The organism is Sphingobacterium bambusae (assembly GCF_033955345.1).
Lineage (GTDB): Bacteria > Bacteroidota > Bacteroidia > Sphingobacteriales > Sphingobacteriaceae > Sphingobacterium > Sphingobacterium bambusae.
Genome location: NZ_CP138332.1, coordinates 1702794 through 1725242, shown reverse-complemented (window position 1 = coordinate 1725242; position 22449 = coordinate 1702794). Strand labels below are relative to the sequence as shown.

Here is a 22449-nt window from a genome sequence, read left to right as displayed (position 1 = left end):
GTTAGATCGTAGACTACTATGCTTATTCTGGGCATCAGTCTTACTCAATTTTTATCTTTTACGTTGTATTACTCATCTCGCAAGCTGTCGATTGGATTTACAACGGCAGCTTTTACAGCCTGATAACTGACTGTCAATAGCGATATTATAATAGCTAGTAAACCAGCGACGATGAAAATCCACCACTCAATGTCTATTCGATAAGCAAAATCATCCAGCCATTTATTCATGGCTAACCAAACAATCGGTGTGGCAACGACAATTGCAATAGTTACTAGGATTACAAAGTCTTTAGAAAGCATCGCTACAATTTTGCCTATCGAAGCGCCTAATACCTTTCGTATGCCAATCTCTTTTGTTCTTTGAAATGCCGTAAGGGTAGCGAGCCCAAAAAGTCCAAAACAGCTTATCAAAATGGTTATTACCGTTGCTAAGTCAATAAGTTTTGCCGTTCGGTAATCTTTTTCGTAAAGATTTTTTATTTTTTCTTCATTGAATTTGAATTCAAAAGGAGCATTTGGATAAAATGACTTCCATTCTTTCTCCATGATGCTGAAGGCTTCCTGCCATTTTCTTCGATCTGCAGGCAACTTGACGTTGAAATACTGTAGTTGAGTGGCGATGTTCGACGAGCCGAGAATAAGTGGGCCTGTTTTATCCCGTAAAGAGCGTTGATGGAAATCCTTGTAAACGCCTACTATAGGGTAGATCGCGTTATCCGTTCTCGTAAGCTGTTTGCCTACCGCGTCCTCCGGATTTTTTAGACCTAATGCTTTTAAGGCTGATTCATTGATCAATACCTCGCGCATCGTATCTGTAAATTGGATGTTTCTACCCGCAAGTAGTTGTATTTGATATAAATCAATGTAGTTTTCGTCTATATATTTGCGAGGAGTGTTAAACTGAATTCTTCCAGTGTCGGCGGCAAAATGATATATAGTTCCCCAATAGCTGCTATTCAACGGTTCGTGTCCCACAGAAACTGCTGCTATTTCAGAGTGCTTCTCTAGCGCTCTTCTGTAAAGGAGCGGATTCACATCGCTATTTTGATAAGATTTATAGGGTATGCGCATGTTGACGATTGCCTCATGCTTGAAGCCCAAATCTGCATGTATGGTGAAATCAAGCTGCTGACCTATGATAAGCGCACTAACAATAAAGAATTGAGCAATCACAAATTGAAAGACAATTAGTGATTTGCGAAGTGTTAAACGAGTACCTTTTATTTTGTGTTCTATTTTTCCCTTGAGTGTTTCTATTGATCGTAAATTGTTTATCAGATAAGCTGGATAAATGCTGGATAACAATGATACAATTACAATTAATCCTATCAAAAATAAGGCTACCAACGCGCTGTTGTCAAACGCATCAATTCCCTTTGGAATAAATTCGGGATAGCCGATTTCGAAAAGTTTGACGATTGGCCAAGAGAGTATCAAAGCTAAAATCGTAATAAAAAAGGTCTCGACTAAAAAACTGAAGGTAATGTGTAGTGGGCGAACGCCTAAAGTTTTGCGAATACCAATATCTTTTGCGCGCTGAGGGATTTGTGCCGTGCTCAGGTTGATGTAATTTATACAGGCCAGTAGTAGTAAAAAAGAACCTATAACAATCAAACCATACATTACATTTCTGTCCGAGGATATTCCTTCACTATCGTAAGCTTTTTCAAAATGTTTTTTCGCTAGTGGGAATGTTTCAAACTTGCTGGCTGCACCGAATTTTAGATGCTCTGGAGCGCCAATTTTATCGTATTCTTTTTGTGCTACTGCCAATAGTTTGTTTAAAGAAGCGACGTTTTTTGTCTTAATATAAATTAGGTAGGAAGAATTTAACGATAACCAGTCGTGGTTGGACCATTCTTTATTCGGTATGGGGACAAATATTTTGGCCTGAAAACTACTGGGATAGGGCAAAGTTTTCACGATGCCAGATATGGTGTACTTTGTCGAATCTGCTGTAATTGTTTTTCCTATAATTTCATTGCTTTGCAAACCGGGGAAGTATGTCGCGGCCACATCATCGCGAAGTACCATGTTATACGGATCTTTTAATGCTGTATTTGCACGTCCCGCAAGCCATTCATAGGAAAGCATTTCGAAATAACTGTTGTTGATGCCGATGACGTTCTCGGGCTCTTCAACAAAAGACAGATTATCGTCGCCAGACTGCGAAATCTGCAAGCGTTCGAAGTATTGTGTATATACCGGTACTACTGTGGCATCTGGAAGGGCTTGATCTGTAAGTAAAGGCGCCATGCCCAATGGTACGCCAACAAAACCAGCACTAGCATTTGGTTCATCATCTACACAAACCACTTGTTGTATGTACGCGATATCAGGTATATGCTTATCAAAACTAAATTCATAATGTAAAACCCTAAAAACAATCCAACAGGCGCTGATACCGATAGCAAGTCCCAGAATATTGAGGGCGGTGAACAGACGATTACGCCATAATTGTCTGAGTGTAATTTTTAGATTTAACATAATTTCGATATGATAAGGTTATGTAAGTAACTTTACGGCATAAGTATAATCAGGTACAAAAGCTTGTCGTATTTGCTAGCGAATCTCGACATTCTCGGTTTCCATAATCACCTGCCCATCCAGCATACGGATGACACGGTCGGAAAACTTGGCATCATGCTCACTGTGCGTTACCATAACGATGGTGGTGCCGGCTTCATTCAGTTCTGTGAGTAGCTGCATCACCTCGTTACCATTACTGGAGTCAAGGTTACCCGTAGGCTCATCGGCCAAAATTAGCTTTGGATTGTTTACCACGGCACGGGCTACGGCGACACGCTGCTGCTGACCGCCGGATAGCTGTTGCGGGAAGTGGTTGCGGCGGTGCATGATTTGTACCTTTTCTAGAACTTCCTCTACGCGGCGTTTGCGTTCGGCGGCCGGAACATTGGTGTAAACCAAGGGAAGTTCCACGTTTTCGAACACGGTAAGCTCGTCAATCAGGTTGAAGCTCTGAAATACGAAGCCTATGTTGTGCTTGCGCAAGTCGGAACGTTTGCCCTCTTTAAATTTAGCGACTTCGATGCTGTTGAAAAGGTAACTTCCTTCATCCAAATCGTCCAACAGACCAACAATATTGAGTAGGGTTGATTTTCCACAGCCCGATGGACCCATCACCGCGACGAACTCGCCTTCTTTAACATGGATATTCACATTGTTCAAGGCTACCGTCTCCACTTCTTCGGTGCGATAGTATTTTTGGAGGTTTGTTATTTTGATCATGTTATTTAGTTAATTTTTTATGTTCAATGTTCTGTTTATCAATCGATGTTTGTGCTAGTTGTCACGTAATGTTTTGGTTGGGTTTGCATTCGCCGCGCGTAGTGCTTGTGTGCTGATGGTAAATAAAGCAATCAATAAAGCTAGTAGTGCAATAATAGGAAAAACAATCCATGGCATTTCCATACGGTAGTTGTAACCTTTCAACCAATCGTTCATAAAGTACCAAGCAATAGGAAAAGCAATGAGACAGGATAGGCTGACCAAAATAAGAAATTCGTAATTCAGCATTTTAACCAGTCGCGCAATGGAAGCACCCAACACTTTGCGGATACTGATTTCTCTGGATCTTTGTTCGGCAGAATAAGCCGCAAGACCCAGTAGGCCGAGACAAGAAATAATGATCGCTAAGATGGCAAATAAACTGGCCAGCTTTTGGAGCATCATCTCGGTGCCAAAGTGATTATTGAATGTTTCGTCTAAGAACTTGTAGCTGAACGGAAAATCGGGATTATACTTCTTCACGATTCCTTCTATTTGTTGCACGACTTTTTGTAGATCGGCACCTGCCGCGGTTCTTATGTTTAACACGCCACCGGTATATCCATATGCATATCCAATGGGCATCGGTGCTAGCATCAAGGGCTCTGCGGTACCGTAGATGTCATTATAGACATAGTTGTCTACAACACCTGCTACGGTGAATGTTAAACCGTTCATCTTTATTGTTTTTCCAGCGACCAACCCATCCGGCTGGATCAACTTTGCGAAGCTTTCGTTGATCAGAATAGAGGAGCTATCGCCTAATAAATTTGGCCTAAAGTTTCGGCCATCCTTAATCTTGATATGCAGGGCGTCTGTAAACTCAGGATCAACAAAGGTAAATCCGATTAGGATGGATGATTTAGGATCTTTCCCATCCCATTCAAATCCGGAAGTATTGGATCCGACATTGAGGACGTCATTGATGCTTAATCCGACGGATTCGATACTGCCAGTCGCTTTCAACTCTTGCTTGATCACATCCATATGTTCCAACATACTTCCCTGAATGCTCGTTGTGATCACTTGGCTGCGATCAAATCCTAAATCACGGTTTTTAGCATGGCGTACTTGAAGATATATGATCGACGTGCAGATCATTAGAATGATAGCTGCGGTAAATTGCGTAATGACCAGTACCTTTCGTATGAGGTTGCTCGAGCCAGCAGCTCGTTTGCCTCCTTTTAACGTTGTTAGGGGAGCAAAGGAGGATAGGAAAAAAGCCGGATAGCTGCCTGATACTAGGCCACATACGACAACGATGGACACAATAAAGCCAAGATGCTGCCAATTGTCGAGCTCAATAGCCAATTCTTTGTAAACAAAAGTATTGAATGAAGGAAGCCCTAATTGAACCAAACCTATGGCGAGTAGCCCAGCAATAAATGAAAAAACAAGGGATTCGCCAAGGAATTGTACTATCAATGATTTTCTCCGTGCACCGACGATTTTGCGCATGGCTACCTCTTTAGATCTTTTCTCGGACCTAGCGGTTGACAGATTCATAAAGTTAATGCAGGCAATTAACAGTACCAACCACGCGATGGAGCTGAATAATCGGATGCTTTTAATTTTACCCTCCTGTTCAACACCTTGTTTAAAGGTATTGTACATCTTCCAGCGTTCCATGGGATAGAGGAAATTCTCGTCTACGTGTTCTTTGGAGCCTTGTTTATCGTCGATGTAGAATTTTAGTTTCTCATTTACCGAGGCCAAGTTTGCAGCAGGGTCTAGTTGCACCAAGGTGATCACGCTATTGTTTCCCCAGTTGGAGTATCCAAACTCTGGTGATGACATTTCAAGTTTTTTGAAATCAATCAACCAATCGTATCTAAAACTCGCATTCTTTGGAAAGTCTTTCGTTACGGCCGACACATTGAAGACTTCGTTGTTGTCAAGTTTTACTGTTTTTCCAAGGACGTCAGTGCTTCCAAAAAGTTTTTTCGCTCCAGATTCACTTAACACGATGTTACTAGGGTCTTTTAAAGCCGATTTTAAATCACCTTTTAAAAACTCAGGCGCTAAGATGGAAAGAATCTCTGGATCGGCATAATAGCCAAATTGATAAAGTTGCTTTTCGCCTACCGTAAAGAGGTTGCTGCTGCCCCAGTTTAACCTTCCGGCGTGTAATACCTCAGGAAACTCCCGTTGAAATTCTTTGGCGAATGGGCCGGGGGTAGCTTCGAATACATTGATGTTCCCATCATAGGTCTGTTGAGATTTTGTGATATAGATATCTTTCTTATTAACAAAATTATCATTCCAAGATACTTCGTCTTCGACCCAAAGGAAGATTAGCGCCGTGACAGCGATGCCCAAAGCCAATCCTAAGATATTCAAGAAGCTATATCCTTTGGTTTTCCAAAGGTTTCTGATCGCCGATCGTAGAAAGTTTGCTAGCATAGTCGTATAATAATTAGCGAATGTTCAATTCTTGTATTTTGTCGTATGTTTCGTAGCTGGATACGATTACCTTGTCGCCAGGTTCCAATCCGCTCACTACCTCATAATATTCTGGATTTTGTCTGCCCAGTTGTATATCGACACGATAGGCTGTTTTGCCGCCTTTATCCAGTTTAAAGATCCAGTTGCCGCCTGTTTGTTGATAGAAGCCGCCTTTAGCGAGTAGCAAAGCTTTTGTTTCATCGCTTAGCGCTAGGCGTATCTGTAAGGTTTGTCCACGACGGATACCTTTTGGAATTTCGCCGACAAATTCCATGTCCACCTGAAAGCGTCCGTTGGTGACTTGCGTGTACACTTTTTTGATCTTTAGCTGGTAGTTTTTGCCGCTGATGGAAAATTGGCCAACCTGCTCGGTAAAGATGCGGTTGATATAGTGTTCATCAATTTCGGCACGCACCTTAAAGCCTGTCAACACGTCTATTTGGCCCAAGCGCTCACCGGCATTCTTATTTTGCCCGATTTCGGAGTCGAAGGAGGTCAGCTGTCCATCTACTGGCGCGCGAACGATTAGGTCGCCAACCTTCTGTTGCATCAGCTGTAGCGCACTTTGGGTACGCTGGTAGGTTTCGCGGTCTTGGTTAGCCTTTTGGCTTGACGATATTGAATCCTGACGAAGAATCTGCTTGGTGAGAGTAACGCGCTGCTTTTGGTAGTTGTACTCGTTTAATGATTTCTGGTATTCTTGGCTGCCAATTGCTTTCTCCTTATAGAGTTTGTTGTTCAGTCGATAGATACGCTCGGCTTCGCGATAGGCCTGTTCTACATCGGCCATTTGGTTGCGGTTGTTGATGGACACCTGCTCGGCGTTGGTACGAGCAATCTGTGCTTGGGTCAAGAGGTTGAGAACTTGTGTTTCTTGGTTTACCAAGCTTAGTTCTTGATCGGTGTTGGATAGGCGCATAATGGCATCTCCTTTTTTGAGAATGGCACCATCTTCCACAAACTTTTCTTCTACGCGTCCACCCACCGAAGCATCGAGGTAGATACTGCTGATGGGCAATACTGTTCCGTTGATTGGAATAAACTCCTGAAATGTTCCCTCCTTAATTTCCACGATGCTGATGCGGTCGGCCTCGACGTTCAGCTTGCTATTTCCACTGGTGAAATAATAGCTGGCGCCAATAAGGCTAACGAGTGCAACGATGCCTACGAGCGTTAAAATACGTCTCGTGTTCCATTTCTTTTGTTCTATCGGTCTGTCCATTAAAATTTGAAGGTCAAATATGTAAAAATTGGCGTTTTTTATCTGCCGTTGCTAATAGCCTATATAATCTCATGCCATTTTTTTAATTATTTAATTATCAGTATTTTAGTGTTGGTTCCGTTTTGTAGGTGTTCGTAATCGGACAGTGGCTGTTCGCTGTTGGACAGCCCTAATCGGGACTTTGTGCCGTCCACCGATCATTTTCGCAGGAAAACGTCCGATTGTCCACGCTCGTACAGCAATTGTCCGTAATCGGACAGTTTATCCGGTGTTGTTATTGTATTTTGTTCTTTTATAGTGTTTTATGTATTTGGCACGTGCTGTGTGTATGGCAGGGAAACAGTAATGAATGAAAAATTTTCTCAAAGCCAGCTTATTGATCCTTGTTTGTTGCAGCAGCTTGTCCACTGTACTGGGGCAGACATCCCAGCCACTTTCCTTGGCAGACTGTGTTTCCCTCGCGATAAAGAATAATCCAAATCTACAGCGATCCGAACTGGAATTGTCACGCAATGAGGTAAATTATAAACAAGCACAGTACAACCGGCTTCCGGTGGTGAGTGGTAACGTTGGGCATGGCTATAATGAAGGACGAAGTATCAATACCACGACAAATCAATTCGTGGATAACAATTACTACTCGGGTAACCAGTCGCTGTCGCTGAATGCGCCGTTGTTTCGAGGCTTCGAAATCCTGCATGATATTCGGCGTAAAGCCAGCGCGCGTGAGGCCGGAAAGCTGGAGTTTGAAAGCGCGATCAACGAACTGAAATTGGATGTTATTGAAGCCTATATTCTTGTGTTGACCTCGCGCGATATGTTGCAGCAAGCCGAGGGGCAGCTTGCCGTGACGCAGGAGAATCTGCACAGAGCTACCGTGATGCAGGACGAGGGTGCGATCAATCCGGGGGACTACCATGACCTTAAGGGGCAGGCCTATGCGGAGCAGAACACGCTAGAGAATACCAAAAGAGATCTGTATAACAGCGAGGCACGTTTGGCCGCGCTACTTTATCTACCTATAGCAGAGCTGCCGGCCTTGGAGCCGATAGCGATGCCATCGTCGGTAAGCAGCTTGTCGGGTGCTGCTCTTTATGAGGAAGCGCTGCAAGCGTTGCCCAATTTCAAGGCCTTGGACTGGCGTATCCGTGAGGCAGAACAAACGATTAAAGTGGCAAAATCCGCATATTACCCCAGCTTATCGCTCGATGCGGGCATCAGATCTATCTATTCCAGTGTGGATGTTTTGGGCTATAACTATTGGCAGCAGTTGGTGAATTATCCATCGAAGGGGATATCACTGAGCTTGAGCGTGCCCATCTTTAGCCGGATGGCGGCGCGGAGCCAGGTGAAGTTGGCGAAATTGAATCTAGACGAAGCAAAATGGAACCGGAAGATACAAGAGAATACCGTTCGTGAGGAGACAGCAAAAACCGTGTTTAGCTTGCTTACCCTGAAGAAGAACGTGCAGAACCTGCAGGAGCAGGAGCTGAGCTACCAAGAAGCATTCCGCATAGCACAGGTGCACTTTGATGCTGGCAATAGCAACTCTGTATTGTTCTTGACAGCAAAGAATAAATTGGATAATACACGCAACGAGTTGTTGATCAGGCAGTATCAGTGGTTGTTGCAGAAATATTTCAATGATTATTACGCGGGATTATTGGAATTGTAAGTATCTTAGTGTTTTATGAAGAAAGCCACCATATTAATCGTTGATGATGACCAAGACCTACTAACGGCTGTACGTATTTTGCTGCGGCCGAAGGTAAAGCAAGTCATTGTCGAAAAGAATCCAGAGCATCTGATGAATATTTTGAGCCGCGAGGCAGTGGATGTGGTATTGCTGGATATGAATTTTAAAAGTGCGATCAACACCGGTAACGAGGGTCTTTTCTGGCTTGGGAAGATCAAAGCGGTCTACCCCCATATTAAAGTAGTGATGATCACGGCCTATGGTGCTGTAGATCTAGCGGTGCGCTCCTTGAAACAAGGGGCTTCGGACTTTATTGTGAAACCTTGGCAGAACGATCTGTTATTGCAAACGTTGAGTACCGTATTTGAGGAGATTAAAGCATCTGGCGAAGCGAAGCCGTTAGCAAGCAAGTCTAGGGACGAGATCGACCTCGTGGGGAAGTCGGCCATTATGGAAGATCTGCAGTACAAGATGGATAAAGTGGCACCGACGGAAGCCAATATTCTGATTTTGGGCGAAAACGGAACGGGTAAGGATTTGATTGCTCAGGCTCTACACCGCCGATCGTTACGCAACAAAGGTCCTTATATTAAGGTTGATGTGGGCTCCTTGACGGATACATTGTTTGAAAGTGAGCTGTTTGGCTACAAGAAGGGTGCCTTTACGGATGCGCGCGAAGACCGGCAGGGACGGTTCGAAGCGGCGCAGGGAGGAACTTTGTTTTTGGACGAGATAGGTAACATCAGCCTGCAGCAGCAGGCTAAATTATTGAGTGTATTGCAGAACCGGCAGGTGGTGCCGCTGGGATCCTATCAAGGCATTCCGGTTGATATTAGACTGTTGAGTGCGACCAACGTACCGCTAAAATCGTTGGCCGATGAGAGCCGCTTCCGCAAAGATTTGGTTTATCGGATAAATACCGTGGAGATTCAGGTGCCACCCCTGCGTAGTCGCGGAGATGATATTATTTTATTGGCCAATTATTTCCTGGACTTTTATAGCCGAAAATATCACAAGAACATAGAGGGGCTGGAGCGTGAAGCTTTGCAGAAGCTACGCAACTACCATTTTCCGGGGAATGTGCGCGAGCTGCAATATAGCTTGGAGCGAGCCGTGATTATGGCCGAGCAGCAGAGCATCCGCGATGTGGATATTCTTTTCTCGCCCATTGAGCAGGAGCCTGTGGTGGAATCGCCTATCGGCGCGGCAAACATGTCTACGCAAAGTCTGGAAGAGATGGAGCGAAAGGCGATTCAATCGGCCATAGAGCGCTACAGTGGCAACATCAGCAAAGCTGCAAGAGAATTGGGACTCACAAGGGCCGCCCTATACCGGCGGATGGAGAAATATGATATCTAGATCGATGAGGCGTTCAGGATTTTTCTTTTTTTTAAAACTAGTTTTTTTGTCGGTAGCGGCGGTGGGCATTGCCTACCTGATATTTTTGAAGCTGTATTTGTATAGCGTACTGTTGTTTTTCTTTTGGCTGCTGATCGGCTATCGCTGGTTCAGCGCGGAACGCAAATTGATCGAGCATGTGCTGGATTTTGCGGAGGCTGTACGCTACCGAGACTTTACCCGCCGTTTTGCGGTCAAGCAACCGGAAACGCTGGAAGGGAAGCTTTTTTCGGCGTTTAATCAGGTCAATCAGGTGTACAAACAAATCAGTATAGACAAGGAGATTCAGCACCAGTACCTCAATAAGGTGATCAACATGCTCGATTCGGCGATTATCTTTTATCAATCCGATACAGGGCGGGTGATCTGGATAAACGATGCCTTTAAGCAGCTCTTCCAAACACCCCACTTGGGTAACATCCGTGGATTGACGAAGCGGCACCAAGAGCTGTATGAAAAGACGATCCACATGAAACTGGGGGCGCAGCAGATGGAAACGGCCAGTTCGGCGGTGGGCAAGATCAAGCTTTTGATGCACGGCTCGGAGTTTGAAACACAAGACGGTACTTTTCGTATTGTGGTTTATCAGAATATCAATGAAGCAATCGACGCGACAGAAACAAAGGCTTGGCAGAAATTGTTGCGCGTGCTCACGCACGAGATCATGAATTCCATAGCGCCGATCAGCTCATTGGCGGAGACCTTGCACGATAGATTGGAGAAAGGCTATGGCGAGGAAGATATCGATGACCTTAAGGTAGGGATCTATACGATAAAAAGACGGAGTGAAGGCTTGTTGCAGTTTGCGAAGAGCTATCGCCTCATCAACCGGGTGGATGAACCTAATATGCAAGAAATCCAATTGAAGGTGCTTTTCGAAAATATTTACCAACTGCTGGAGCCGACTTTATTACAAAAGACCATAGAGTTTGATATTATCCTGAAAGATACGCGGCTGGTGCTGAAAGCGGATGTTAACTTGGTGGAACAGGCCTTAATCAACTTGCTGCTAAATGCTATTGAGGCGGTTAAGGACGTGGATGCACCTTACATCAGTATTGCCGGTCTGAGCCGTGACGGCTATACGGTGATCAAGATGCAGGATAATGGCTGTGGGATGCCGGCAGATATACAGGAACAGATTTTTACGCCATTCTTTACCACCAAGAAATCGGGTAGTGGCGTTGGACTTACGCTGAGCAAGCAGATTATGCTGTTGCACAAGGGTAGCCTATTTGTGGAAAGTCAGGAGGGGAAGGGCAGTAGCTTCATTTTGCAGTTTCCGGGTTGATGCTTTGGTAAAAGCTGTATTTTTGCAATATGTGGTATTACTGGGCACTTGTCAAACATTTTCTGACGGCAAATAGTCGGCATGGAACACATTCGCCCTTCGTTTATCGATTGGCAGAGCAGGTGATTTATGCAAAGAAACCACCTGTGGAACCTGAAGTTATTTTTCCGACCTATTTTCCGTGGCGTTACGGGTCGCTTTTAGCCGCGGTATTATCGTCTCTTGAACTGCAAGAACTTCAGGTTTTTGAAGCGGGCAAGCAGGCAGATGCCGTTTGGGTAGATCTACATCAAGTTTCCACGAAGTTTTCGCTTTCCTTGTTGGAACATGGGACGGTCATCATCGTGCACGAGCCCCACAAAGCGACGAGATTATGGAATAATATGGTAGCTGACCATCGGGTGGTGGTGAGTGTCGATCTGTTCCATTTCGGTATACTGATGCATAGAGAAGGACAACGCAAGGAGCATTTTGTGCTACGTTACCCCTATTGCCGATAGAGCCAAGCTCGTTGTCTGCCTGCAACCTTTGTTAGAAAGCTTCGCTGATGCTGAGGTAAAATCCTTTTTGTCGCTGTTCTCCCGGTCTCTTCTCGCCAAAAGCATAGTCAAAACGGATGGTGCTATTGTGCTCCAAGCTGAAGAAATAGCGTATGCCCGCTCCGTAGCTAGGCACTAAGCGTAAGCTGCGTTCTGGGGAGAAGGTTCCACCGGTTCCGCCAAAGCCCACGATGCCGAAGCGCGACATAAAGCGGTAGCGTAATTCTGCTTGGGCGGTAGCATAATTACGGTCTTTGTAGCGTCCGAGGTAGTAGCCCCGCATGGTCATGTCGCCTCCCAAGTCGCGATAAGCATAGAAGGGAACGTTCTTCCCAAAGGTGCCACGATAAACCACTTGCCCGGCGAGCGTGAGCGTAGGTGCCAGTTCCTTAAAGGCGCGCAGATCTGCCTCCAGTTCCGTTCCAGTAAAGTTATCGCCTCCGAAGAAGTTGGGTGAGTAGTCGTATTTTAATCGCGCATAAACACCTTTGGTGCTATAGGTCGTATTGTTTCGGGTGTCATATAAAGAAGATACACCCAAGGCGAGGTACTGCCCGCCAAGCTTGCCCAAGACTATATCTTGGTCGAACACGCCGCCAGCTTCGCGATCGTCAAAGCGAAAATGCTCGTAGTTGACATTGGCACCCACGTAAAGATTAGGGATTACTCTTTTTTCGACATCGATCTTGGCTCGGATAAGCTTTTGCCCGATGAAATCCTCATCAGCCAACCAGGTGTCGGAGCCAAGGCCATAGAAGTTAAAAGGCCAGTCACGATAGCGGAGTTCGGAAAGTATATGGTAATCGTTGTTCTTGGTCCAAATATCCGAGGTAAGTTTTATATTTTTCTGCTTTTCGGTGGTCAAGGTACCAATTAAGGTAATATTTGAAGTACGGCTGTTCAGGTCGGATTTGTCCAAATAGAAATTATAGGTGCCAGCTACGCCGTATTCGAAACCCGACTCCTGCGCATAGCCTACTGCCGGCAGGATGATAAGGCTGCCTCCACGAGACGAATCGTTCTCGGAGGAGAGGAATTGCTTGATCAGTTTTTTTATTAAATTGTTATCCTGTTTTGTTGGAATGCTGTCTTGTGCATGGGCTGGAATAGCTGAAAAACTAAAGAGGGTGAGCGCGTAGAATAGTATCTTTTTGAAGTTTAATGTCAATTTCATGAATATCGATGTAGGAGCTACTTAAAAAATGCGGTGCAAGATGTAAATTATTTCCTTGCATATCAAGTATATGGTCGAAAAGGGCGGTTTTTTTTGCAAAATATTTTTGAAGTCTCGGTAGAGTGACTATCTTTGCATCATCAAAAACGAACAGGGTTATACGGTTCGGAAATGATAAGAAAAGAGTTCTTTAACACGATAAAAAAAAGTTTTTAAAAAACTTGCAAATATCAAAAGTAAATGAGATTTTTGCACTCGCTATCTGAAAGGATAGAAGTTCTTAAAAAGAGAGTTTTTTAAATAAATATGCCTCTTTAGCTCAGCTGGTAGAGCAACTGACTTGTAATCAGTAGGTCATTGGTTCGATCCCGATAAGAGGCTCCAAAATGCAATTTCGATTGCAGGTCTGGAGGGGTTCCAGAGCGGTCAAATGGGACGGACTGTAAATCCGTTGCTTCGGCTTCGAAGGTTCGAATCCTTCTCCCTCCACACTTTTTAAACGTTCGAAACCTAGTAATAGGTTTCGAACAAAAAAGCGGAAGTAGCTCAATTGGTAGAGCGATAGCCTTCCAAGCTATAGGTTGCGGGTTCGAGACCCGTCTTCCGCTCATTTTTTTAGTATTTGATTAAGTCTCTGTCTTTTTTTGATGAAAGTATCTAAATAAGGTGGAGGCATTTATCTGTAGATAAGCTTTTAGGAAAGCCGAAGTAGCTCAGGGGTAGAGCACTTCCTTGGTAAGGAAGAGGTCGTGGGTTCAAATCCCATCTTTGGCTCATTAAACCAAAAGTTTTTACTTTTGTAATAAGGATTAAATAAGAAATATTTTATAATTACTAATTCGCATAAACATGGCAAAAGAGAAATTTGACCGTAGTAAACCGCACTTAAACATTGGTACTATCGGCCACGTTGACCACGGTAAAACTACTACTACAGCCGCTATCACTAAAGTATTAGCTGATAAAGGTTTGTCAGAAGCTCGTTCATTTGATTCAATTGACTCTGCTCCTGAAGAGAAAGAGCGTGGTATCACAATTAATACTGCACACGTTGAGTATTCAACAGCTAACCGTCACTACGCACACGTTGACTGTCCAGGTCACGCGGATTACGTGAAGAACATGGTTACTGGTGCTGCTCAAATGGATGGTGCTATCATCGTTGTAGCTGCTACTGACGGTCCTATGCCTCAAACTCGTGAGCACATCTTGTTGGCTCGCCAGGTAGGTGTACCTGCTCTAGTTGTTTTCATGAACAAAACCGACTTAGTAGACGACGAAGAGTTGTTAGACTTAGTAGAAATGGAAGTTCGTGAATTATTATCATTCTACGAATTCCCAGGTGATGATATTCCAGTAGTTAAAGGATCTGCATTAGGAGCGTTGAACGGCGAGCCTGAGTGGGTTGACAAAATCATGGAATTGATGGATGCTGTAGATAACTACATTCCAATTCCTCCACGTTTGACTGAGTTACCTTTCTTGATGCCTATCGAGGACGTATTCTCTATCACTGGTCGTGGTACAGTTGCTACAGGTCGTATCGAAAGAGGTGTAATCAACTCTGGTGATCCAGTTGAAATCTTAGGTATGGGTGCTGAGAACTTGAAATCTACAGTAACAGGTGTTGAGATGTTCCGTAAGATCTTAGATTACGGTGAAGCTGGTGATAACGTAGGTTTATTGTTGCGTGGTATTGAGAAAACTGATATCCGTCGTGGTATGGTTATCTGTAAACCAGGTACAGTAACTCCTCACACAGATTTCAAAGCTGAGGTTTACGTATTGTCAAAAGCAGAAGGTGGTCGTCACACTCCATTCTTCAACAAATACCGTCCTCAATTCTACTTCCGTACGACAGACGTAACAGGTGAAATTTCTTTACCAGAAGGTACTGAGATGGTTATGCCTGGTGATAACATCACAATCACTGTGAAGTTGATCAACGCGATCGCTATGGAAAAAGGTCTACGTTTCGCTATCCGTGAAGGTGGTAGAACAGTAGGTGCTGGTCAGGTAACTGAAATCTTAGCGTAATCTTTTAGATTCGCTTACTATACAAAAACAAGCTAATTGGCTGAGGCTGATTAGCTTGTTTTTCTCTTAGCGTAGAGGGTAAAAAAACGCAAAAAAAACATAAAAATATTTGCGCCAATACGGCTTAAACGCTATATTTGCAGCAGTAAACAAATTCTACACGGGCATAGTTTAAAGGTAGAACGAAGGTCTCCAAAACCTTTGGTCTGGGTTCGAGTCCTGGTGCCCGTGCTAAAATAATTTAGGTAAACTAAAAAATGGCTAAAGTACTTGATTTTTTTAAAGAGTCCTACATCGAAGTTACCGAGAAGGTAACTTGGCCTACATGGGCTCAATTGCAAAGCTCTGCAGTGGTAGTACTTGTAGCATCAATCCTTATTGCACTTCTCGTATTTGTGATGGATAAGGCGTCAAGCAATCTATTAGAGTTGTTGTACGGAATTACCTCCTAAATAGCAGTTAGTTTTATGGCAGATCAATCGTTAAAATGGTATGTAGTTCGTGCCGTTAGTGGAAAAGAGAAGAAGGTAAAGCAATATGTAGAAGCCGAAGTAAGTCGCTTGGGTATTCAACATTTAGTTCCTCAGGTTTTGATACCTATGGAGAAATATTACCAGATGCGTGATGGCAAGAAAGTGGCAAAAGAACGTAACTACTACCCAGGGTATGTATTGATCGAAGCTTCGCTGGATGGCGAGATTGAACACGCGATAAAGAATTTGAATAGTGTGATCGGATTTTTGGGCGATAAAGCCGGCAATGCGATTCCATTGCGTCCGTCTGAAGTTAACCGTATCTTGGGTAAGGTTGATGAGATGGCCGAACAAGGAGAGAGCATGAATGTTCCTTACTACGTTGGTGAGACGGTGAAAGTGAACGATGGTCCTTTCAATGGCTTCACGGGAGAGATTGAAGAGGTTCATGAAGATAAAAAGAAATTGACGGTTATGGTTAAGGTGTTTGGTCGTAAGACACCATTAGAGCTTAACTATATGCAAGTCGAAAAAGAATAAAAGAAAGCCCTTTGAAGAAGGGTTTTTTTATGCCACTTATAGAACAACATTGTTCGATAGAAAAGAAATAATTTTTTTATTTCTTTTTTTGTTCTAATCAGAATTATATATATCTTTGCACCTCGTTTGGTTGTGTTGGTGTATAGCCGCACAGCTTTCGAATAATAAATGTTACGTTTGAGCTTCCAACTTACTAACAAACATTTAACAATTAAATTCAAAACAAAATGGCAAAAGAAGTCAGTGCGTTAGTAAAATTACAAGTAAAGGGCGGTGCTGCCAATCCATCACCTCCAGTAGGACCTGCATTGGGTGCTAAAGGGGTGAATATCATGGATTTCTGTAAGCAATTCAATGCCCGTACGCAAGACAAACCAGGTCAAGTATTGCCTGTTGTCATTACAGTTTACAGTGACAAATCATTTGATTTTATCATCAAAACTCCTCCAGTAGCTGTGCAGTTGAAAGATGCTGCTAAGTTGAAGAGTGGTTCTGGCGAGCCTAACCGTAAGAAAGTTGCTTCTATTACTTGGGAGCAAGTTGAAACGATCGCTAAGGATAAAATGCCTGATTTGAACGCATTTACTGTAGAGTCGGCTATGAAAATGGTCGCTGGGACAGCACGTAGTATGGGTATTACCGTTTCCGGTAACGCTCCTTGGAACAATTAATTAACGAAATCAGTTTAAGAAAGTGGCTAGATTAACAAAAAATCAAAAAGCGGCACTATCCAAAATTGAAGCTGGTAAAGCGTACTCTTTGCAAGAAGCTGCGGCTTTGGTAAAAGAGATTACTACGACTAAATTTGACGCTTCTGTGGATATCGACGTTCGTTTAGGCGTGGATCCTCGTAAAGCAAACCAAATGGTTCGTGGTATTGCAACATTACCTCACGGAACTGGTAAAACTGTTCGCGTTTTAGTATTGTGTACTCCTGATAAGGAAGAAGAAGCTAAAGCAGCAGGTGCCGATTTCGTAGGTCTTGATGACTATATCAGCAAAATCGAAGGTGGTTGGACTGACGTTGATATCATTATTACTATGCCTAGTGTGATGGCTAAAGTGGGTAAATTAGGACGTATTTTAGGTCCTAGAAACTTGATGCCTAACCCTAAAACAGGAACAGTAACTACCGAAGTTGGTAAAGCTGTAACCGAAGTTAAGGCTGGTAAAATTGATTTCAAAGTTGACAAAACAGGAATCATCCATACTTCAGTTGGTAAAGTGTCCTTCGAAGCAGATAAAATCTATGATAACGCATTGGAAGTGTTGCAAACACTTGCTCGTTTGAAACCATCTGCAGCTAAGGGAACCTACTTCAAGAGTATTCACATCTCTTCAACAATGAGTCCTGGTATTCATGTTGAAACTAAATCAGTAGCAGGAATTTAATCATGAGAAAAGAAGAAAAACAAGAAATTGTTCAAGCTTTGGCCGAACAGATTAAATCTTATGGTAATTTCTATATTACAGATACTGCTGATTTAACTGTAGACAAGGTGAATAACATTCGTCGTAAATGTTTCGATCAAGGCATCATCATTCAAGTAGCGAAAAACTCCTTGATTGAGAAAGCATTGCTTGAAGCAGGTATCGATTCAGAAGAACTACGTAGCGTACTTAAAGGTGCTTCTACATTAATGTTCTCTGAAACAGGAAATGCTCCTGCGAAGTTGATCAAAGAGTTGCGTAAAACTGGTGAGAAGCCAGTATTGAAAGCAGCTTATATTCAAGAGACAGCTTTCGTAGGTGACGATCAATTGAATGCATTAGTTACCCTTAAATCTAAGGACGAACTTGTTGCAGACATCATCGCAGCACTTCAATCACCAGCGAAAAATGTTATTTCAGCTCTTCAATCGGGTGGAAATACGATTGCAGGATTAGTAAAAGCTTTAGAAGAAAGAGGCTAACGAACGCCCTCTATAATATAAGTTCGTGTATTAATTAAACATTATTTAAGTACATTCAAAAATTCAAAATAAAATGGCAGATTTAAAACAACTTGCTGAACAGTTGGTAAACTTAACAGTAAAAGAAGTTAAGGAATTAGCTGATATCTTAAAAGACGAGTACGGTATCGAGCCTGCTGCTGCTGCTGTTGCAGTTGCTGCTGCTCCTGCTGAAGGTGGCGCTGCTGCTGCTGAAGAGAAAACTTCATTCGACGTTATCTTGAAAGAAGCTGGTGGTCAGAAATTGGCAGTAGTTAAATTAGTAAAAGACCTAGCTGGTTTAGGATTGAAAGAAGCTAAAGATTTAGTTGACGGCGCTCCTAAAGAATTGAAAGCTGGTGTTTCTAAAGACGAAGCTGAAGCGTTGAAAAAACAATTAGAAGAAGCTGGAGCTGTTGTTGAGATCAAGTAATCTCACATATTAAAGCACCTTAAAGGTTTAGACTCTGTCAATATTTTGCCAGAGTCTATTCCTATTTATATTATTACATGTGTCAAATGGGTGCTGACATTTGACAAATACATGATTACAGCATAGTTGGCTCAGTTTTTTTAAACTAAAATTCTTATTCCCTTGGCAAACAATAATATTCAAAACGAAAGAGTGAATTTTGCTACAAGTAAGAAGGTAATCGATTACCCGGATTTCTTGGACGTGCAATTGCAATCTTTCAAGGAGTTTTTTCAATTAGAAACTACTTCTGACAATCGCCATCAGGAAGGGCTGTTCAAGGTTTTCGCAGAAAACTTCCCTATTTCTGATTCAAGAAACATCTTTGTGCTTGAGTTTTTGGATTATTTTATCGATCCTCCTCGCTACGACATTCAAGAATGTATTGAGCGCGGTTTAACTTATAGCGTTCCTCTTAAGGCAAAATTGAAGTTATCTTGTAATGACGAAGAGCACGAAGACTTCGAAACCATTGTACAGGATGTATATTTGGGAACGATCCCTTACATGACTCCAAAAGGTACCTTCGTGGTAAACGGAGCAGAGCGTGTAATCGTTTCTCAGTTGCACCGTTCCCCTGGTGTATTCTTCGGTCAGAGTAGACACACAAATGGTACTAAACTTTATTCTGCAAGGGTAATTCCTTTTAAAGGATCTTGGATCGAGTTTGCAACGGACGTAAACAACGTCATGTATGCTTACATCGACCGTAAAAAGAAATTCCCAGTTACTACTTTGTTACGTGCGATCGGATACGATTCGGATAAAGATATCCTTGAATTGTTTGATCTAGCAGATGAGGTTAAAGTTAGTAAGTCTGGTCTTAAGAAATACGTTGGTCGCCGTTTGGCAGCTAGGGTATTGAAAAAATGGATCGAAGATTTCGTGGATGAGGATACAGGTGAGGTGGTTTCTATCGATCGTAACGAGATAATCTTAGAACGTGAAACAGTTTTAGAGGAAGACCACATTGACTTGATCATTGACGCAGGTGTTAAATCTATTATCCTAGCGAAAGAAGATGCATCAAACAATGCGGATTACTCCATTATATATAATACATTACAAAAAGATACTTCAAACTCTGAAAAAGAGGCTGTGGAGCATATCTACCGTCAGTTGCGTAACGCAGAACCACCTGATGAGGAGACCGCTCGTGGTATCATCGATCGTTTGTTCTTCTCGGACAAGCGTTACGACTTAGGCGATGTAGGTCGTTACCGCATCAACCGCAAGTTGAAATTGGGTACTGCAGATGATATCAAAGTGTTAACCCGCGAAGATATTATTGCTATTGTGAAGTATTTGATCAACTTGATCAATTCAAAAGCTGAGGTGGATGATATTGACCACTTATCTAACCGTCGTGTACGTACGGTAGGTGAGCAGTTGTATGCACAATTCGGTGTTGGTCTTTCTCGTATGGCTCGTACCATCCGTGAGCGTATGAACATTCGTGATAACGAGGTGTTCACGCCGACTGACCTGATCAATGCGCGTACGCTATCATCTGTAATCAACTCGTTCTTCGGAACAAACCAGTTGTCGCAGTTCATGGACCAAACCAATCCATTGGCGGAGATCACGCACAAGCGTCGTTTGTCAGCCTTAGGACCTGGAGGTCTTTCCCGTGAGCGTGCTGGTTTCGAGGTTCGTGACGTTCACTATACGCACTATGGTCGTCTTTGTACCATCGAAACTCCTGAGGGACCAAACATCGGTTTGATTTCTTCTTTGGCAGTACACGCGAAAATCAACAACTTGGGCTTTATCGAAACACCATACCGTAAGGTAGCAGACGGTAAAGTTGTCGTTGACCAGCCCGTTGTTTATCTATCTGCAGAAGATGAAGACGATAAAACTATTGCACAGGCCAACGCGCAGTATGACGATAAAGGTAACTTCCTAGATCCTAAAGTAAAAGCGAGATACGAGGGTGACTTCCCGATTATCGAGCCAGAACGTTTGGACTACATGGACGTTGCGCCTAACCAGATTACGTCGATTGCCGCATCATTGATTCCTTTCTTGGAGCATGATGATGCCAACCGTGCCTTGATGGGATCCAACATGCAGCGCCAAGCGGTGCCTTTGTTGCGCCCTAGTGCACCGATCGTTGGTACAGGCTTGGAGGCTCGCGTGGCATCTGACTCGCGTACCTTGATCAACGCCGAAGGCAATGGTGTGGTGGAGTACGTTGATGCAAACGAAATTAAAATCCGTTACGAGCGTACCGAAGATGACCGTTTGGTTTCTTTCGATGACGACGTAAAAACATATAGATTAACGAAATTCAAGAAAACCAACCAGAATACTTGTATCAACTTGAAGCCTATTGTTATCAAAGGACAAAAGGTAAGTAAAGGTGAGGTATTGTGTGAAGGTTATGCAACCGAGAATGGTGAGCTAGCGCTTGGCCGTAACTTGAAAGTGGCATTCATGCCTTGGCAAGGTTACAACTTTGAGGATGCGATCGTGATTTCAGAGCGTGTGGTATCGCAAGATTTGTTCACTTCTCTTCATATTGAAGAGTTTGAATTGGAAGTGCGTGATACGAAACGTGGTGAAGAAGAATTAACAGCTGATATCCCTAACGTTTCGGAAGAAGCAACCAAAGATCTTGACGAGAACGGTATCATCCGTATCGGTGCTGAGGTTAACGGTGGTGATATCTTGATCGGTAAGATCACCCCTAAAGGGGAGTCTGATCCTTCACCGGAAGAGAAACTTCTTCGTGCGATCTTTGGTGATAAAGCTGGAGATGTGAAAGATGCTTCTTTGAAGGCTTCTCCATCATTGAAAGGTGTGGTTATCGATACCAAATTGTTCTCTCGTGCTAAAAAGATGTCTAAAGAAGTCGAAAGAAAAGCTTTGGATAAACTGGAAGTGGCACACGATAGAGCTGCGAAGATCTTGAAAGAACGTTTGGTAGAGAAATTGTTCACGGTTGTGAACGGTAAAACTAGCCAAGGGGTATACAATGTTTACAAAGAGCTGTTGGTACCTAAAGGAGCGAAGTTTACACAAAAGATCTTAACAGACTTAGACTATACGCATATCAACCCAACGGGTTGGACAACAGATGACGATAAGAACGAGTTGATCAAATTGGCGTTACACTTCTACAACATCAAGATCAATGAGGAATTGGGTGCATTTAAACGTGAGAAATTTGCGATCTCCGTGGGCGATGAGCTTCCTTCAGGTATCGTGCAGATGGCTAAAGTTTACGTAGCTAAGAAACGTAAGTTGAAAGTAGGGGATAAGATGGCGGGTCGTCACGGTAACAAAGGTATCGTTGCACGTATCGTACGTGATGAGGATATGCCTTTCTTGGCCGATGGAACGCCAGTTGATATCGTGTTGAACCCACTAGGGGTACCTTCACGTATGAACCTTGGACAGATCTACGAAACCGTATTAGGCTGGGCCGGACAGAAATTGGGTATGAAGTTCGCTACGCCAATCTTCGACGGTGCTGAAATGGGTGAGGTAGAAGAGTGGATCTCGAAAGCGGAATTGCCAGCTTCTGGTAGAACATACTTGTACAACGGTTTGACCGGTGATCGTTTTGACCAACCGACAACCGTAGGTGTGATCTACATGCTTAAACTGGGACACATGGTAGATGATAAGATGCACGCGCGTTCTATCGGACCATACTCCTTGATTACGCAACAGCCATTGGGTGGTAAGGCACAGTTCGGTGGTCAGCGTTTTGGTGAGATGGAGGTTTGGGCATTGGAAGCATTCGGTGCGTCTAACATCCTTCAGGAAATCTTAACGGTGAAATCCGATGATGTGGTTGGTCGTGCGAAAACCTACGAGGCAATCGTTAAGGGTAACAATTTACCAACGCCATCTGTACCAGAATCGTTCAACGTATTGGTACACGAGCTACGCGGTTTAGGTTTAGATATCACATTAGATTAATATCAAGA

General features: G+C 43.3%; 17 protein-coding genes and 5 tRNA genes. 17 read left to right on the top strand and 5 right to left on the bottom strand.

The features are described 5' to 3' along the window. Positions 1-68: 68 nt before the first annotated feature. The 4 genes from SCB77_RS07425 to SCB77_RS07410 all read right to left on the bottom strand — a co-directional run bounded on the left by SCB77_RS07425 (position 69) and on the right by SCB77_RS07410 (position 6957). Positions 69-2489 carry an ABC transporter permease gene (locus tag SCB77_RS07425; RefSeq protein ID WP_320185794.1) on the bottom strand — a complete coding sequence of 807 codons (2421 nt, stop codon included), beginning with the start codon at positions 2487-2489 and terminating at the stop codon, positions 69-71. A 75-nt stretch (positions 2490-2564) separates the two neighbouring features. Next, on the bottom strand, positions 2565-3251 hold the full coding sequence (locus SCB77_RS07420; RefSeq protein WP_320185793.1) for an ABC transporter ATP-binding protein: 687 nt from the start codon (positions 3249-3251) through the stop codon (positions 2565-2567). A 54-nt stretch (positions 3252-3305) separates the two neighbouring features. After that, positions 3306-5693, bottom strand: a complete 2388-nt coding sequence (locus SCB77_RS07415; RefSeq protein ID WP_320185792.1) for an ABC transporter permease — start codon at positions 5691-5693, stop codon at positions 3306-3308. A gap of 13 nt (positions 5694-5706) precedes the next feature. Beyond that, positions 5707-6957 carry an efflux RND transporter periplasmic adaptor subunit gene (locus SCB77_RS07410; protein ID WP_320185791.1) on the bottom strand — a complete coding sequence of 417 codons (1251 nt, stop codon included), beginning with the start codon at positions 6955-6957 and terminating at the stop codon, positions 5707-5709. A 349-nt stretch (positions 6958-7306) separates the two neighbouring features. On the opposite strand from SCB77_RS07410, the gene SCB77_RS07405 reads away from it, so the two are divergent. Genes SCB77_RS07405 through SCB77_RS07390 form a run of 4 tightly spaced genes read left to right on the top strand, consistent with a single transcriptional unit; the run spans position 7307 to position 11842 of the window. Then, positions 7307-8632, top strand: a complete 1326-nt coding sequence (locus tag SCB77_RS07405; RefSeq protein WP_320185790.1) for a TolC family protein — start codon at positions 7307-7309, stop codon at positions 8630-8632. Positions 8633-8647: 15 nt separating this feature from the next. Beyond that, entirely contained in the window at positions 8648-10012 is a 1365-nt protein-coding gene (locus SCB77_RS07400) for a sigma-54-dependent transcriptional regulator (RefSeq protein WP_320185789.1), read from the top strand. A 46-nt stretch (positions 10013-10058) separates the two neighbouring features. Next, a complete protein-coding gene (locus SCB77_RS07395) occupies positions 10059-11342 on the top strand; it encodes a sensor histidine kinase (protein WP_320185788.1) in 1284 nt (427 codons plus the stop codon). Between the two features lie 29 nt (positions 11343-11371). After that, a complete protein-coding gene (locus SCB77_RS07390; RefSeq protein ID WP_320185787.1) occupies positions 11372-11842 on the top strand; it encodes a hypothetical protein in 471 nt (156 codons plus the stop codon). A 31-nt stretch (positions 11843-11873) separates the two neighbouring features. Here the strand turns inward: SCB77_RS07390 and SCB77_RS07385 are convergent, their stop codons facing one another. Further along, positions 11874-13055, bottom strand: coding sequence for a BamA/TamA family outer membrane protein (locus SCB77_RS07385; RefSeq protein WP_320185786.1), 1182 nt, complete (start codon positions 13053-13055; stop codon positions 11874-11876). Positions 13056-13363: 308 nt separating this feature from the next. On the opposite strand from SCB77_RS07385, the gene SCB77_RS07380 reads away from it, so the two are divergent. The 13 genes from SCB77_RS07380 to rpoB all read left to right on the top strand — a co-directional run bounded on the left by SCB77_RS07380 (position 13364) and on the right by rpoB (position 22441). Continuing rightward, positions 13364-13439 (top strand) — tRNA-Thr (locus SCB77_RS07380). A 24-nt stretch (positions 13440-13463) separates the two neighbouring features. After that, positions 13464-13544: transfer RNA gene (locus SCB77_RS07375), tRNA-Tyr, on the top strand. 46 nt (positions 13545-13590) lie between these two features. Beyond that, positions 13591-13663: transfer RNA gene (locus SCB77_RS07370), tRNA-Gly, on the top strand. Between the two features lie 94 nt (positions 13664-13757). Further along, positions 13758-13829: transfer RNA gene (locus SCB77_RS07365), tRNA-Thr, on the top strand. Between the two features lie 75 nt (positions 13830-13904). Continuing rightward, on the top strand, positions 13905-15092 hold the full coding sequence (gene tuf / locus SCB77_RS07360; RefSeq protein ID WP_320185785.1) for an elongation factor Tu: 1188 nt from the start codon (positions 13905-13907) through the stop codon (positions 15090-15092). Between the two features lie 160 nt (positions 15093-15252). Beyond that, a tRNA-Trp gene (locus tag SCB77_RS07355) sits at positions 15253-15323 on the top strand. A gap of 26 nt (positions 15324-15349) precedes the next feature. Further along, complete coding sequence (gene secE / locus SCB77_RS07350) at positions 15350-15544, top strand: preprotein translocase subunit SecE (protein ID WP_274266750.1); 195 nt, start codon at positions 15350-15352, stop codon at positions 15542-15544. A gap of 15 nt (positions 15545-15559) precedes the next feature. Beyond that, the gene (nusG, locus tag SCB77_RS07345; protein ID WP_320185784.1) at positions 15560-16105 is read left to right on the top strand and encodes a transcription termination/antitermination protein NusG; all 546 of its coding nucleotides are present in this window, start codon (positions 15560-15562) and stop codon (positions 16103-16105) included. A gap of 227 nt (positions 16106-16332) precedes the next feature. Then, positions 16333-16776, top strand: coding sequence for a 50S ribosomal protein L11 (gene rplK, locus SCB77_RS07340; RefSeq protein ID WP_037495627.1), 444 nt, complete (start codon positions 16333-16335; stop codon positions 16774-16776). 22 nt (positions 16777-16798) lie between these two features. Further along, the gene (rplA, locus tag SCB77_RS07335; RefSeq protein WP_320185783.1) at positions 16799-17497 is read left to right on the top strand and encodes a 50S ribosomal protein L1; all 699 of its coding nucleotides are present in this window, start codon (positions 16799-16801) and stop codon (positions 17495-17497) included. A 2-nt stretch (positions 17498-17499) separates the two neighbouring features. Continuing rightward, on the top strand, positions 17500-18018 hold the full coding sequence (gene rplJ / locus SCB77_RS07330; RefSeq protein ID WP_320185782.1) for a 50S ribosomal protein L10: 519 nt from the start codon (positions 17500-17502) through the stop codon (positions 18016-18018). 73 nt (positions 18019-18091) lie between these two features. After that, entirely contained in the window at positions 18092-18469 is a 378-nt protein-coding gene (gene rplL / locus SCB77_RS07325) for a 50S ribosomal protein L7/L12 (protein ID WP_002992785.1), read from the top strand. 162 nt (positions 18470-18631) lie between these two features. Next, positions 18632-22441: a DNA-directed RNA polymerase subunit beta gene (rpoB, locus tag SCB77_RS07320; RefSeq protein ID WP_320185781.1), complete on the top strand. Its 3810-nt coding sequence runs from the start codon at positions 18632-18634 to the stop codon at positions 22439-22441. Positions 22442-22449: the final 8 nt, after the last annotated feature.